The 14,069-nt window shown below is 71.3% G+C and carries 15 protein-coding genes and 1 tRNA gene; 11 read left to right on the top strand and 5 right to left on the bottom strand.

Annotated elements, in window-relative coordinates:
• Positions 1 to 2: 2 nt before the first annotated feature.
• The gene (locus tag ITJ64_RS12525) at positions 3 to 305 is read right to left on the bottom strand and encodes a DUF4031 domain-containing protein (protein WP_194681123.1); all 303 of its coding nucleotides are present in this window, start codon (positions 303 to 305) and stop codon (positions 3 to 5) included.
• 157 nt (positions 306 to 462) lie between these two features.
• On the opposite strand from ITJ64_RS12525, the gene rplU reads away from it, so the two are divergent.
• The 10 genes from rplU to ITJ64_RS12575 all read left to right on the top strand — a co-directional run bounded on the left by rplU (position 463) and on the right by ITJ64_RS12575 (position 7,291).
• Positions 463 to 771, top strand: coding sequence for a 50S ribosomal protein L21 (rplU, locus tag ITJ64_RS12530; protein ID WP_173180753.1), 309 nt, complete (start codon positions 463 to 465; stop codon positions 769 to 771).
• Between the two features lie 12 nt (positions 772 to 783).
• On the top strand, positions 784 to 1,044 hold the full coding sequence (gene rpmA / locus ITJ64_RS12535) for a 50S ribosomal protein L27 (protein WP_194681124.1): 261 nt from the start codon (positions 784 to 786) through the stop codon (positions 1,042 to 1,044).
• Between the two features lie 94 nt (positions 1,045 to 1,138).
• Positions 1,139 to 2,647 carry a GTPase ObgE gene (gene obgE, locus ITJ64_RS12540; protein ID WP_194681125.1) on the top strand — a complete coding sequence of 503 codons (1,509 nt, stop codon included), beginning with the start codon at positions 1,139 to 1,141 and terminating at the stop codon, positions 2,645 to 2,647.
• Positions 2,644 to 3,450, top strand: a complete 807-nt coding sequence (proB, locus tag ITJ64_RS12545) for a glutamate 5-kinase (RefSeq protein WP_194681126.1) — start codon at positions 2,644 to 2,646, stop codon at positions 3,448 to 3,450. The genes obgE and proB overlap by 4 nt, the downstream gene beginning before the upstream one ends.
• Before the next feature lie 10 nt (positions 3,451 to 3,460).
• Positions 3,461 to 4,711: a glutamate-5-semialdehyde dehydrogenase gene (locus tag ITJ64_RS12550; RefSeq protein WP_194681127.1), complete on the top strand. Its 1,251-nt coding sequence runs from the start codon at positions 3,461 to 3,463 to the stop codon at positions 4,709 to 4,711.
• Between the two features lie 45 nt (positions 4,712 to 4,756).
• Entirely contained in the window at positions 4,757 to 4,978 is a 222-nt protein-coding gene (locus ITJ64_RS12555) for a hypothetical protein (RefSeq protein ID WP_194681128.1), read from the top strand.
• A gap of 8 nt (positions 4,979 to 4,986) precedes the next feature.
• A complete protein-coding gene (nadD, locus tag ITJ64_RS12560; protein ID WP_194681129.1) occupies positions 4,987 to 5,661 on the top strand; it encodes a nicotinate-nucleotide adenylyltransferase in 675 nt (224 codons plus the stop codon).
• Positions 5,658 to 6,728 carry a hypothetical protein gene (locus tag ITJ64_RS12565; RefSeq protein WP_194681130.1) on the top strand — a complete coding sequence of 357 codons (1,071 nt, stop codon included), beginning with the start codon at positions 5,658 to 5,660 and terminating at the stop codon, positions 6,726 to 6,728. Before nadD ends, ITJ64_RS12565 begins: the two co-directional genes overlap by 4 nt.
• Before the next feature lie 38 nt (positions 6,729 to 6,766).
• Positions 6,767 to 7,138: a ribosome silencing factor gene (gene rsfS, locus ITJ64_RS12570; RefSeq protein ID WP_194681131.1), complete on the top strand. Its 372-nt coding sequence runs from the start codon at positions 6,767 to 6,769 to the stop codon at positions 7,136 to 7,138.
• Between the two features lie 80 nt (positions 7,139 to 7,218).
• A tRNA-Ala gene (locus ITJ64_RS12575) sits at positions 7,219 to 7,291 on the top strand.
• 71 nt (positions 7,292 to 7,362) lie between these two features.
• On the opposite strand, the gene ITJ64_RS12580 is transcribed toward ITJ64_RS12575, so the two are convergent.
• The 4 genes from ITJ64_RS12580 to ITJ64_RS12595 are packed head-to-tail and all read right to left on the bottom strand — an operon-like array spanning position 7,363 to position 12,403.
• Entirely contained in the window at positions 7,363 to 8,178 is an 816-nt protein-coding gene (locus ITJ64_RS12580; RefSeq protein WP_194681132.1) for a hypothetical protein, read from the bottom strand.
• A 7-nt stretch (positions 8,179 to 8,185) separates the two neighbouring features.
• Positions 8,186 to 9,997 carry a glutamine--fructose-6-phosphate transaminase (isomerizing) gene (glmS, locus tag ITJ64_RS12585; RefSeq protein WP_194681133.1) on the bottom strand — a complete coding sequence of 604 codons (1,812 nt, stop codon included), beginning with the start codon at positions 9,995 to 9,997 and terminating at the stop codon, positions 8,186 to 8,188.
• Positions 9,997 to 11,019 (bottom strand): NAD-dependent epimerase/dehydratase family protein, encoded by a 1,023-nt coding sequence (locus ITJ64_RS12590; RefSeq protein ID WP_194681134.1) that lies wholly within the window; start codon positions 11,017 to 11,019, stop codon positions 9,997 to 9,999. Before ITJ64_RS12590 ends, glmS begins: the two co-directional genes overlap by 1 nt.
• Before the next feature lie 34 nt (positions 11,020 to 11,053).
• The gene (locus tag ITJ64_RS12595) at positions 11,054 to 12,403 is read right to left on the bottom strand and encodes a nucleotide sugar dehydrogenase (RefSeq protein ID WP_228508664.1); all 1,350 of its coding nucleotides are present in this window, start codon (positions 12,401 to 12,403) and stop codon (positions 11,054 to 11,056) included.
• Positions 12,404 to 12,733: 330 nt separating this feature from the next.
• Between ITJ64_RS12595 and ITJ64_RS12600 the strand changes: the two genes are divergently transcribed.
• The gene (locus ITJ64_RS12600) at positions 12,734 to 14,038 is read left to right on the top strand and encodes a glycosyltransferase (protein ID WP_194681135.1); all 1,305 of its coding nucleotides are present in this window, start codon (positions 12,734 to 12,736) and stop codon (positions 14,036 to 14,038) included.
• Positions 14,039 to 14,069: the final 31 nt, after the last annotated feature.

The following is a 14,069-nucleotide window of genomic DNA, read 5'->3' on the forward strand; positions in this document are numbered from 1 at the left end:
CGCTAGTGCGCGGAGCGCGCCCCCCGGTGGGCGCGCTCCGCGTCCCGGTCCCGCCCGCGCACCCGCAGCCCGCTGGCGCGCAGCCGCACCACGAGCTCGCGGTAGCTGACCGGCACCGCGCCCGCGGCCACCAGCTCGTCGTGCCGGTCGACGGGCACGTCGTAGTGGTCGAGATCGAAGCTCCGGGGTGGCAGTCCGGCCGCCCGGGCGAAGCGGTGCAGCTCCTCCAGCGAGTCGTCGCTTACGAGGTGGCCCCAGATGGTACCGTGGGCTGGCCACATCGGCTCGTCGATCAGCACGGTCATGGTGCGAGTATCCCACTCGCCCCGGTTTGACCGAAATCACTCCGTCGAGTAGGCTTGACCGCTGGTGTGCGTGGAGCGTCGCTCCGCCGTTTGCCAAGACTTCCATGAGCTGCAGAGTGCGCTCGTGAGGGCCCCGAAGAAGAGTTAGGTACGTAAATTGGTTTACGCAGTTGTGCGCGCCGGTGGTCGGCAGGAAAAGGTCGAGGTCGGCACGATCGTCACCCTCGATCGCATCAAGGCCGACGAGAACGGCAACATCGAGCTGGCGGCCGTGCTGCTCGTCGACGGTGACACCATCACCTCCGACGCGTCGTCGCTGTCCAAGGTGAAGGTCACCGCCGAGGTCCTCAACGACCTCCGCGGCCCGAAGATCGTCATCCAGAAGTTCAAGAACAAGACCGGCTACAAGAAGCGCCAGGGCCACCGCCAGGAGCTCACCCGCGTCAAGGTCACCGGAATCAAGTAGGGATCAGGAAACATGGCACACAAAAAGGGTGCGAGCTCCACTCGCAACGGTCGTGACTCCAACGCTCAGCGTCTGGGTGTCAAGCGCTTCGGCGGCCAGGTCGTCGGCGCCGGCGAGATCATCGTCCGCCAGCGCGGCACTCACTTCCACCCCGGCGTGAACGTCGGCCGTGGCGGAGACGACACGCTGTTCGCCCTCTCGGCCGGTTCGGTCGAGTTCGGCCAGAAGGGCGGCCGCAAGGTCGTCAACATCGTCGCGGCGGTCGCGGAGTAACCTCCCGGCGCTTCGGCATCATCTTCGCGCGATGGGCGGGCTTCGGCCCGCCCATCGTCGTTCGTTCTCCAGAAAGATCGTGAGGTAACCGCAAATGGTGACTTTCGTCGACCATGTGACCCTCCATCTCAAGGCGGGCAACGGCGGCAACGGCTGTGTGTCCGTGCGCCGCGAGAAGTTCAAGCCGCTGGCCGGCCCCGACGGCGGCAACGGCGGCCACGGCGGCGACATCGTGCTCGTCAGCGACCCGCAGACCACCACGCTGCTCGGCTTCCACCGCGCCCCGCACCGCTCGTCGCAGAACGGCGGGCCCGGCATGGGCGACCACCGCGCCGGGGCCAACGGCGAGGAGCTCGAGCTCCCCGTGCCCGTCGGCACGGTCGTGAAAGACGCCGACGGCGCCGAGATCATCGACATGAGCGAGCCCGGCATGCGCTTCGTGATCGCCGAGGGCGGTCAGGGCGGGCTCGGCAACGCGTCGCTCGCCACCACCAAGCGCAAGGCCCCGGGCTTCGCCCTGCTCGGCACCGACGGCTGGACCGGCGACGTGCTGCTCGAGCTCAAGACGGTCGCCGACGTCGCCCTGGTGGGCTACCCGTCGGCCGGCAAGTCGAGCCTCGTCGCCGCGATGTCGGCCGCGAAGCCGAAGATCGCCGACTACCCCTTCACCACGCTGCACCCGAACCTCGGGGTCGTCGAGTCGGGCGGCACGCGCTACACCATCGCCGACGTGCCCGGTCTGATCGAGGGCGCCAGCGAGGGCAAGGGCCTGGGCCTGGAGTTCCTGCGTCACGTCGAGCGCTGCAGCGCCCTGCTGCACGTGCTCGACTGCGCCACGCTCGAGCCCGGCCGCGACCCGATCAGCGACCTCGACGTCATCCTCGGCGAGCTCGGCGCCTACCCGGTGCCCGAGGGCCAGGTGCCGCTGCTCGAGCGCCCCCAGCTGATCGCCTTGAACAAGATCGACGTGCCCGAGGCCCGCGAGCTCGCGGAGTTCGTGCGGCCCGAGCTCGAGGAGCGTGGCTACAAGGTCTTCGAGATCTCGACCGCGAGCCACGAGGGCCTGCGGCAGCTGTCGTTCGCCCTCGCCGAGCTGGTCGACCGCGCCCGCCGCGAGGCCGCCGAGAACCCGGCGCCCGCGAAGATCGTGCTGCGCCCCCGCGCCGTCAACGAGTCCGGCTTCCGCATCGAGGTCGAGGGCGGCAGCTACGGCGACGTCTTCCGCATCATCGGCACGAAGCCTGAGCGCTGGGTGCAGCAGACCGACTTCACCAACGACGAGGCCGTCGGCTTCCTGGCCGACCGGCTCGCGAAGCTCGGTGTCGAGGACGAGTTGTTCAAGAAGGGCGCCGTCTCGGGCTCGACCGTCGTCATCGGCCGCGGCAACGCGATCGTGTTTGACTGGGAGCCCACCCTCACCTCCACGGCCGAGCTCGTGGTCGCCCCGCGCGGCTCCGACCCGCGCCTGGACGGCGGTCGCCGCCGCACCAACGTGGAGCGCCGCGACGACTACTACGACTTGATGGACGCGAAGGCGGAGGCCCGGGCCGAGCTCGTGCGCGAGAGGGAAGCGGGGCTCTGGAACGACGAGGACGAGTCGTGACCGACGGTCACGACGGCCGCGCCCGGGTCACGACCCGCAGCGGTATCCCGTCGGCCCGGCGTGTGGTCGTCAAGGTCGGCTCCTCGTCGATCAGCGGCGACAACGCGGGCCAGATCGAACCCCTCGTCGACGCCCTGGCGGCCGCGCACGCGCGCGGCACCGAGATCATCCTGGTCTCCTCTGGCGCCATCGCGACCGGCATGCCGTTCCTGAAGCTCGACGCGCGGCCGAACGACCTGGCGACCCAGCAGGCCGCCGCGGCCGTGGGCCAGAACGTGCTGATCTACCGCTACCAGAACAGCCTCCGCCGCTTCGGCATCACCGCCGGTCAGGTGCTGCTCACCGCCGGCGACCTCGAGAACCCGACGCACCGCTCCAATGCGCAGCGCGCCATGGACCGGCTGCTCGGCCTCCGCATCCTGCCGATCGTGAACGAGAACGACACGGTGGCCACCCACGAGATCCGCTTCGGCGACAACGACCGGCTCGCCGCCCTCGTCTCGCAGCTCGTCGAGGCCGACGCGCTCGTGCTGCTCTCCGACGTCGACGCGCTCTACACCCGCCCCCCGCAGGAGCCGGGGGCCGTGATGATCAGCGAGGTGCCGGTCGGCGACGACCTGGCCGGGGTGACCTTCGGCGACATCGGCGCGGCCGGCGTCGGCACCGGGGGAGCGGCCACCAAGGTCAGCGCCGCGCGGCTCGCGGCGGCCTCCGGAACCGCGGTGCTCGTCACCTCCACGGGCCGGGTGGCCGAGGCGCTCACGGGTGCCGACATCGGCACCTTCTTCGCACCCGCCCCGTAGACTCTCGGGCATGCCCGACGCCTTCGACGAGAAGCTGGCCGCCGCCCGAACGGCCTCCCGCACGCTCGCCACCGCCACGTCCGACGCCAAGAACCGTGGCCTCGAGGCCATCGCGACGGCCCTCGAGTCCGGGGCCGACGAGATCCTCCTGGCCAACGAGGCCGACCTCGCGAGCGGTCGCGAGAACGGCCTGTCCACCGCCCTGCAGGATCGGCTGCGCCTCACCCCCGAGCGCATCGTCGCCCTGGCCTCGGCGGTGCGCGAGATCGTCGCCCTCGCCGACCCGGTGGGCGAGAGCATCCGGGGCAGCAAGCTGCCCAACGGGGTGCGCATCGACCAGGTGCGGGTGCCCTTCGGCGTCGTCGGGGTCATCTACGAGGCGCGCCCGAACGTGACGGTCGACATCGCGGCCCTCGCCCTGAAGAGCGGCAACGCGGCCGTGCTGCGCGGCGGTTCCGCGGCCGAGAGCACCAACCGCGTGCTGGTCTCCCTGATCCAGGATGCCCTGGGCTCGGCCGGCCTCCCGCCGGCCTCCGTGCAGACCGTCGACGAGTTCGGGCGCGAGGGCGGCACCCGCCTGATGCGCGCCCGCGGCGGCGTCGACGTGCTCATCCCGCGCGGCAGCGCCGGACTGATCCAGGCGGTCGTCACGGAGTCGACGGTGCCCGTGATCGAGACGGGCGACGGTGTCGTGCACGTCTTCCTCGACGCCTCGGCGAACGAGGAGTGGGCGGTCGACATCGTGCACAACGCCAAGGTGCAGCGGCCGAGCGTCTGCAACGCGGTCGAGACGCTGCTGGTGCACGAGGCGGCGGCCGAGCGGCTGCTGCCGTCGGTGCTGGGGCGGCTGCGGGCATCCGGGGTCGCCGTGCACGGCGACGAGGCGACCCGTGCGATCTTCCCGGACGCGGTGCCGGCCACCGAGGAGGACTGGTCGACCGAGTACATGAGCCTCGACCTGTCGGTGCGGGTGGTGGCGGGCCTCGACGAGGCGATGGAGCACATCCGCCGCTACTCCACCCATCACACCGAGTCGATCATCACGAACGACCTCGGCAACGCCGAGCGCTTCCTGAACGAGGTCGACAGCGCCGTCGTGATGGTCAACGCCTCCACCCGCTTCACCGACGGGGGCGAGTTCGGCTTCGGGGCCGAGGTCGGCATCTCGACGCAGAAGCTGCACGCGCGCGGCCCGATGGGGCTGCCGGAGCTCACCAGCACGAAGTGGACGGTGCGGGGGTCGGGCCAGTCCCGCGGTTAGCGGTATCGTAGAAGGGTCGTTCCGTCCGAAACACCGGGAGAAGCAATGTCCGTACTCGTGAGCACGCTCGCCGCCGTCAACGAGCCCGTCGCTCTTCCGATGCCCCCGATCGTCTTCGGCCTGATCGCCGCCGTCATCTTCATCGCGCTCGGCTTCGTCACCTGGAGCTACCGTGACGTCGCGAACCGTCACCCGCAGAAGTCGGCCAAGTTCGCCTCGTCGCACGACGTCCACGGCCACGCCGACCGCACGGGTGCGGATCACTAGTCCGGTCCATGACCTCTTCGACGCCTGCGGGGCACCCGACCCGGGAGCCGGGCGACCCGACCCGGCAGCCTGAGGGCGAACCGACCGTCGAGCGCCAGGGCCGGCGCCGCATCGGCGTGATGGGCGGCACCTTCGACCCCGTGCACCACGGCCACCTTGTGGCCGCCAGCGAGGTCGCCACCTCCTTCGACCTCGACGAGGTCGTCTTCGTGCCCACCGGGCGGCCCTGGCACAAGGAGCCGGTGACCCCCGCCGAGCACCGCTACCTCATGACGGTCATCGCGACCGCCTCGAACCCCCGCTTCACCGTCAGCCGCGTCGACATCGACCGCGGCGGAGTGACGTACACGATCGACACCCTGCGCGACCTGCAGGCCGCGCACCCCGACGCCGACCTCTTCTTCATCTCGGGGGCCGACGCGATCGCGCAGATCCTCAACTGGAAGGACGTCGACGCGCTCTGGGATCTCGCCCACTTCGTGGCGGTCTCCCGGCCCGGTCACACCTTCGCGGTTTCGTCTTTGCCACGGCACGACGTAAGCTATCTGGAAGTTCCGGCGCTTGCGATATCGTCCACTGACTGTCGCAGCCGGGTCGGCCGGGGTTTTCCGGTGTGGTACTTGGTACCCGACGGTGTCGTTCAGTACATCACCAAGCACCATCTATATCGGAGTGTTGAATGAGCTTGTCACACGATGGTCAGCCGCTCACGCGGCGTCAGCTGCGTGAAATGGAGCGCCAGGGCCAGGCGCCCCTGCCCGAAGAGGGCGACGACGGCGCGCCCACCGACGCCGCGGAGGGCGCCGCCGAGGCGGATGCCGCCGCCACCAACGCCCCCGTCTCCGCGGGCGGCTCCCGTCGCGTCGTGCGCGAGCAGGGCCCGGCCGACACGGTGCAGAACACCGATACGCACGATTCCGACACGGTGCAGAATGCCGACACGGTGCACGAGGGCGTCGACGAAGACACCATCGTGCCCGAGGTCGTCTCGCCCGACGAGGCCGTCGACGACGCCGAGCCCGCCGGCTCCCCCCAGCCCATCATCGAGGTCGTGCCCATCTCCGACCCCGTGCTCGTGCAGTCGCCGCCCGACGAGGCGCAGCCCGACGACACGGCCGAGCACGCCGAGATCGTGCCGAACTCCGACACCGACGACTCCGACGACGACACGGTCGTCGAGGAGATGGTGATCGACGAGCCCGCCCCGGTCTCCGCCGGCACGCCGACGCCGGGAGCCGGTGACGAGCCGAACCTGGCCCCCGTGTTCCAGAGCCCGAACGACCGCGTCCACCCCTCGAGCGACGAGCTCCCCTCCTCGTTCGACGATCTCATCTCGCTGCGCAACACGGCGGCGACGAACTCGATCTCGACGACCAGCGCCTTGGTGCTGCCGACCGTCCCCGGTTCGGGCGACGTCGGCACCGCGCTCGACGAGACCGGCGAGGTCATCATCACCGGGTCGATCGACCTGCCCAAGAGCTTCGGCTCGCTCGGCGCACCCGCGTCGGGCCTCGAGTCCAACGACCTCGACACGCTCCTCGAGCGCTCCGAGGCCGAGCAGAGCGGCTCCGACGTCGCTCCGGTCAGCGCGAGCCGTGCCATCAGCACGAACACCTCCTCGACCTCGCTGATCGCCCCTCCGAAGCGGGCCAGGGCCAACGCGCCCGTGGTGCTCGCCATCACGGCGGGCGTGCTCGCCGTCGGCGTCGTCGGGCTGCTGCTCGCCGTCTTCGTCTTCCAGGTCTTCTAGACCTGCCGTCTGCACCCCGCACTCATCAGAAAGTCTTCGTGACCGCTTCCACCGCATCCATCGAACTCGCCCAGCTGGCCGCCGAGGCCGCCGACTCCAAGCAGGCCGAGAACCTCGTCGCCCTCGACGTCTCGGGCCCGCTGCCCCTCGCCGACGTCTTCCTGCTGGCCTCCGGCCGCAACGAGCGCAACGTGATCGCCATCGCCGAGGAGATCCAGGACCGTCTGGGCGAGAGCGGCAGCAAGGTGCTCCGTCGTGAGGGCATGTCCGAGGGCCGGTGGATCCTGCTCGACTTCGGCGACCTCGTCGTGCACGTCTTCCACGAGGAGGACCGCATGTATTACTCCCTCGAGCGCCTCTGGAAGGACTGCCCGGTCGTGCCGCTGGCAGTCACCGCGCCCGAGGCCTGATGTGGTCACAGCCGGTCTGAAGATGTAGTAACCTAGACAAGTTGTTTCAGCCGCAAGGCGGAAATGGCGCCCATGAGAATGGGCCCGTGGCGCAGCTGGTAGCGCACCTGCATGGCATGCAGGGGGTCAGGGGTTCGAATCCCCTCGGGTCCACCGAAACGAGAAGCCCCCGGTCGAGAGACCGGGGGCTTCGTCGTTCCCGGCGAGGCGGGGAGCGGGGCGCCTCAGCGCACCTGGCTCGTCGTCACGATGCGGGTCCACGGCCCCTCGGGAACGTCCGCCTCCTCGACGAAGCGCCACGAGACGCCCGCCTGCTCGCCGTTCAGCTCGTCGAAGCCGAGGCAGCCCACGACGGCCGGGGAGACGTCCATTCCGGCTCCGCCGTAGCGGTCGTTCAGCGGTCGCGGGTCGTCGTCGCCGAAGACGTACTCCGCGTCGTCGTACTCGCCCGGACCGGCGTCCTCGATCTGGGCGTAGCAGGTGGCTCCGGCGTAGGAGAGCTCCACCCACCGGTTCTTCAGGTAGCTGAACAGCCGGTCGCCCTGGTGCGAGCGGTATGGCTCCTGCCCGGCCCAGGGCACGACCTCGTCGCGCCGGGCGAAGGCGCCCGGGTCGTTGACGTCGTCGAAGGGCAGGTCGAGGTAGAACGGATTCTCGAGCGGCACCGTCGCGCTGGGGAAGAAGTCGTCCTCCGCACTGCGGGGCTCGGTCTGGCAGACCCCGTCGACCTCTGTGCCGTCGCAGCCGCCGAAGCTCTCCATCCAGAGCGAGTCATAGGTGGAGTAGACCTGGCTGCCGTCGGAGGCGGTCGGGTCGAAGACCTCGCCGACCCAGAACGTCGTCGCGACGATGCCGGTGTGCAGCGGGTACCCGCCGGAGAGGTCCCCGTCGGGCAGCAGGCTGCAGCCGCCGAGGGGGAGTGCCGCCGCCGCCACGAGGGCGACGGCGGCGGGAAGGCGGTGCCGGGCGATGCGTCGACCGGTGGGGGGCCCGGGGCGACTGATCACCGCCCGGCACCGCGGCTTGGGGAGAGGGCTCATGGAGCGCTCATTCGACCGTGACCGACTTGGCCAGGTTGCGGGGCTTGTCGACGTCGCGGCCGAGCGCGAGGGCGAGGTCGCGGGCGAAGATCTGCAGCGGCACGACGGCCTCCAGCGGTCCCCAGCGCCGGGCTCCGGCCATCGGCCCGGCCGGCCGGCCGAGCCCGACCACGGGCACGGTGCTGCCCGGGCCGCCTATGCGCACGATCCGCCCGCCCCGCGCGTCGACCTCGGCGATGCTGCGGTCGATCCTCGGGTCGCCGGAGTCGATCACGAGCACCGGGGTGCCCCGATCGACGAGGGCGAGCGGACCGTGCTTGAGCTCGCCGGCGGGCTGGTGCTCGGCCCACCGGTAGCTCAGCTCCTTCAGCTTCAGGGCCCCCTCGGCGGCGAGCACGACTCCGGTGCCCTGGCCGAGGAAGAGGAACCCCGGCTCGTCGAGCACGTCGGCGACGATGGCGGGCAGCACCTCGTGCGACACCGCGATGGCGTGCGCGAGCAGCTCGGGCATCAGCCGGAGCTCGTCGCTGTGGCGCACGGCGTCGGAGCGGAGCATCCGCTCGCTCGCCACCAGGGCCGACAGGGCGGCGGCCACCCCGGTGATCACCTGCGCCACGAAGGTCTTCGTGGCCGCCACCCCGATCTCGGGGCCGGCGTCGCAGGTCAGCACCGAGTCGGCCCGCCTGGCGAGGGTGGAGTGCTCGTTGTTCGTGATGGCGACGAGCGAGGAGCGGGTCAGGTCGAGGTGCTCGATGGCGTTCAGCAGGTCGGCCGTCTCGCCGGACTGGCTGAGCGCGAGCACCAGGGTGCGCGGCTCCATCACGGCGTCGGCCGCCTCGCTGGCCACGAGGGTGCGCACGGGCACCCGGCCGAGCGACGAGAGGGCGCCGCCGATCATCCGCCCGGCGTTCAGCGAGGTGCCGCAGCCGAGCACGGTCACCCGGTCGAAGTGCGGCAGGGCGAGATCGGCCCAGAGCGAGCCGTCGAGCACGTGCGGCGCCAGGCGGTCGACGATGCGGGCCGCGACGTCGGGCTGCTCGGCGATCTCCTTGCTCATGAAGTCAGGATGCCCGTCGACGCCGATCGACGCACCCGTCCAGACGGAATCGGCCATCGGCGGCTCCTCGCTCGCGAGCCCGCCGCGGCTCCAGCGGAGCTCGTCGGCGAGCTCGACGACGTCGCCGTCGCGCATGGCCTGGAAGTGCTCGACCCACTCGCCGATCGCGTTGATGTCGCTGGCGGCGAAGACCCCGCGGGCCGAGCGCGCCACGAGCAGCGGTGAACGGTGCGCGGCGGCGACGAGCCGATCGGTCTGCCCGTCGAGCACGACGACGGCCCAGGAGCCCTCGAGTCGCCCGACGGCGGCCGTGACGGCACGGGCGAGGTCGTCGTCGTGCCGGAGGCCTTCCTCGACCAGGTGGCCGATCACCTCGCTGTCGACCTCGGAGGCGAAGACGTGACCCTGCTCCTCGAGCTCGCGACGCAGTGCTCCCGCGTTCTCGATGATGCCGTTGTGCACGAGGCTGAGGCGCCCCGAGCAGTCCTGGTGCGGATGCGCGTTCTGCTCGGTCACGGCGCCGTGCGTCGCCCAGCGGGTGTGGCCGATGCCGGTGCCGGGCAGCTCGGCGCCCGACCAGGCGCCGACCCGGGCCTCGAGCGACTCGACCCGGTCGATGGTGCGGGTGGTCGCGGAGTCCCCGCCGCTCGTGCGGATGCTGACGCCCGCCGAGTCGTAGCCGCGGTACTCGAGCAGCTTGAGCGCGCCGAGCAGGATGGGCGCGACCGGCTCCGTGGTGCGGGCCGCGACGATGCCGCACATCAGTGTCGTCCGGCGGCGGCGGGCAGGCCGCCGGCGCGCAGTCCGCCGGCGCGCTCGTCGGAGCGGCCGCCGAGGTTCTCGGCCACGCGGCGGATGATCTCGTCGAGGTGCGTCGCGGGGTCGAAGCCCACGAGGGCGGCGGCCTTGCTGTAGTCCGGCACCCGGCGGCGCATGTCCTCGAAGCCGGCCGCGTAGGCGTCGGCATAGTCGACGTGCACGACGTCGCTCGAGCTGCCGGTGACCTGGATCACGCGACGGGCGAGGGCGTTGATCGAGACCTCCTCCGCGCCTCCGAGGTTGAAGGCGTCTCCGGTCGCGCTCGGCTCCTCGAGCAGCCGCACCATGGCGGGCACGACGTCGCCGACGTAGGAGAAGCAGCGGGTCTGCTCGCCGTCGCCGTAGACGGTGAGGGGCTCGCCGCGGAGGGCCTGACCCACGAGGTTCGGCACGACCATCCCGTAGCGGCCCGTCTGACGCGGCCCCACGGTGTTGAACGGGCGCACGATGGTGACGTCGAGGCCGTGCTCGCTCCAGTAGGCGTGGGCGAAGGCCTCGTCGATGCCCTTGGCGGCGGCGTAGGTCCAGCGGGAGCGCAGCGGCGAGCCGAGCACCCGGTCGGAGTTCTCGTGCAGGCGGTCGGAGGTGTTCTTGCCGTAGATCTCGCTGGTGGAGACCAGCAGCAGCGTGGCGCCGGTGGCCGAGCAGGCGTCGAGCACGTTCTCGGTGCCGTGGATGTTCACCCGGAGGCTCGCCAGCGGGTGGTCGACGATCAGCTTCACACCGACGGCGGCGGCGAGGTGGAACACCCGGTCGGCGCCCTTCACCGTCTGGAGGAGCAGGTCGCGGTCGAGCACGGAGCCGTGCACGATGCTGAGCCGGGGGTCGACGAGCGAGTCGAGCAGGTTGCGGGGGGAGCCGGTCGACATGTCGTCGAGCACGACGACCTCGTCGCCCGCGCGGAGGAGGTGGTCGACGAGGTGGCTGCCGATGAAGCCGGCGCCGCCGGTCACGATGGTACGCATCAGTTCACTGTTCTTTCTGCCGGTGCGGCGGGGGTCAGAGGTTCACGCGGTGGGCCACGTCGACCCCGCGGTAGGTGGTGTCGAGCACGATCTGACGGTCGTCGATCCAGCTCAGGTCGGTGTCGCGGTGCCGGGTGTGCAGCAGCACGAGGTCGGCGTCGAACGCGACCGGGTCGACGATGCCCGCGAGGGAGCTGCCGCCGGCAAGGGCGACGCTGTCGAAGTGCGCGTCGAGGTAGCCGACGCGCGCTCCGCGCCGGATCAGCTCGTCGAGGATCTCGAGGGCGGGCGACTCCCGCAGGTCCTCCACGTCGGGCTTGTAGGCGATGCCCACCACGAGCACCCGGGCGCCCGTCATGCCGCGCCCCTGCTGGGAGAGCACGGTCTGCACCCGGTCGACCACGCGGTGGGGCCTGGCCGAGATCTCGGTCATGGCCTGGGTGATCATCGGCGCCGCGACCCGCGAGCGCTTCAGCTGCCACAGCAGGTAGTGCGGGTCGCAGGGGATGCAGTGCCCGCCGACCCCGGGGCCGGGGAGGAAGGGCATGAAGCCGTAGGGCTTCGTCGAGGCGGCGTCGATCACATCGGCGACGTCGATGTCGAGCGAGCTGCAGATGTCTGCGAACTCGTTGGCGAGGGCGATGTTGACGGCGCGAAACGTGTTCTCCAGGAGCTTGGTCATCTCGGCCGCGGCGAGCGAGCGCACCCGGTGCACCGTCGTGACGTAGCGCAGCAGCAGCCGGGTCGCCTCCTCCTCGCACTGCGGCGTCGCCCCGCCCACGACGCGGGGCACCTCGTCGTGCCCGAACGACGCGTTGCCCGGGTCGATGCGCTCGGCGCTGAAGGCCACGAACACGTCGTTGCCGACGCTGAGGCCCATCTCGGTGAGCGGCTTCACCAGCAGGTCGTCGGTGCAGCCGACGTAGGTGGTGGAGGTCAGCATCAGCGTCTGCCCGGGGGTGACCGTCGAGAGGATGGTCGTGCACGCCGCCCGCAGGATGGACAGGTCGGGAACCAGGTGCTCGTCGATCGGGGTCGGCACGCAGACGATCACGGCGGCCGCCCGGCGCAGCTGCTCGGGGTCGCTCGTGAGCACGAAGTCGGGGCGGTCGAGCGCCTCGGCCAGCCGCAGCCGGTCGCTGTCGAGCAGATCGGCGCCCTGGGCGCGGATCGTGTCGATGCGGCGGGCCGAGACGTCCAGCGCCAGCACCCGGCTGTGGCTGGCGTGGTAGGCGAGCGCCGTGGGCAGCCCCACGTAGCCGAGCCCCACGATCGCGACGTCGAAGTCGAACTCGTGGCGGGCCGGCGCCGCCAGCGGCGGTGCCATGGTGGCGAGCCACGCCTCCTCGTCGGTCGGCCGGCTGATGCTCTCGAACGTCGTCATCGTCATTCCCCTCGTTGTCCGTGCGGACCTCTGTCCGTGGTGCGGACCGCCCTGCAGCGGCTGCAGTCGTCCTGGTGGGCGGATGAGCGGAACGTCCGGCTCTGGCCCCCGGTCCTCACCATCCGCGGCGGCGGCTGGCGTCGTCAACGCGATCGGCGAGGAGTGCGGGTTCCCCCGCGGGGTTGGCGTGGGCTTGCGGTCGCGGTCGCGGGGTTTGCGGCTTCCCGCACGAGGACGGCGGGATCCGGGCCCGACCGCCCGCCCGGTCCGCCCCTACCGTGGAGGGACGCGAGGAGGCTTCTCCCCGCGCGAGGCGGGAGGGAGCCCTCGATGTCGGCGTTCGTGATCACCCTGCTGCTCGTCTTCGGGCTGAGCACCCTCATCTGGACGACCGCGGGCGTCATCCGCCTCGTCGCCGCCCGGCTGGCCCCGCTCCGCCGGGTCACCCACCGTCCCACCGGGGAGCCGCCCGTCACCACTCTCGCCGCGGGCCGGCCCGACCGCGACCGGGTCGCCGTGCTGATGGCCGCGCACAACGAGGAGCCCGTGATCGGCGGCACCCTGGCGGCGCTCCAGGCCCTGCAGGCGGGCGTGCAGCTCTTCCTGGTCAGCGACGGCTCCACCGACGCCACCGCCGACATCGCCCGCGAGCACGGCGCGACGGTGCTCGAGCTGAACCCGAACCGCGGCAAGGCGGGAGCGCTGGTGGAGGCCATCCGGCACTTCGAGCTCGCCGAGCGCTTCGACGTCGTGATGCTGCTGGACGCCGACACCCGGCTCGCCCCCGACTACTTCGAGACGGGCCTCCGGGCCTTCGACGACCCCGGGGTGGTGGCCGTCGCGGGGCGGGCGACGACGCTGCTCACCCCGCGCTCGCCCACGCGGGCCGGGCGCATCCTCGTGGCCTACCGGGAGCGCGTGTACGTCGCCATGCAGTACCTGTTCAAGTTCGGCCAGGCGGGACGCTTCGTGAACGTGGTGCCGATCGTGCCCGGCTTCGCCAGCATGTACCGCACGCGCATCCTGGCCGACATCGACATCGCGGCCCCGGGCCTGAAGATCGAGGACTACAACATGACCTTCGAGGTGCACGCCAAGCGCCTCGGCCGCATCGCCTTCCACCCGCACAGCGCCATCGCGCACACGCAGGACCCGGATGAACTCGTCGACTACGTCAAGCAGGTCGAGCGCTGGAACCTCGGCTTCTGGCAGACCGTGCTGCGGCACCGGTTCCGGCTGAGCGCGTTCTGGCTCTCGCTCGGGCTGTTCATCGTCGAGCTGCTGGTCTCGAGCGTCGTGCTCGTGCTCGTGCTGCCGGTGATCGCGGTGTCGACGGCGGTCACCCTCGCGGGCGGGCTCGGGCTCCCGGCGGGCGAGCCGCTCGACGGGCTGGCGGATGCTCTGCCCCCGCTCGCGCTGGTGCTCGGTGTCGTCGTGCCCGACTACCTCCTCACGCTGCTCGCCGCCGTCGTGTCGCGCCGGGTGGCCTATCTCGCCTACGGACTCGTCTTCCCGCTGCTGCGGGTGACCGACGCCCTGCTCTGCCTGGTGGCGCTGTACAAGGCGGCGTTCCGGCGGTCGACGGGGCAGTGGACGAGCCCGTCGCGGCGGCCGGTCGCCGCTCCCGTCGCCTGAGGGCGGCGGGCCGGCGTCAGCCCGCCGCGGG

This window comes from Herbiconiux sp. VKM Ac-1786, from assembly GCF_015350805.1.
In the GTDB taxonomy this organism is placed as follows: Bacteria; Actinomycetota; Actinomycetes; order Actinomycetales; family Microbacteriaceae; genus Herbiconiux.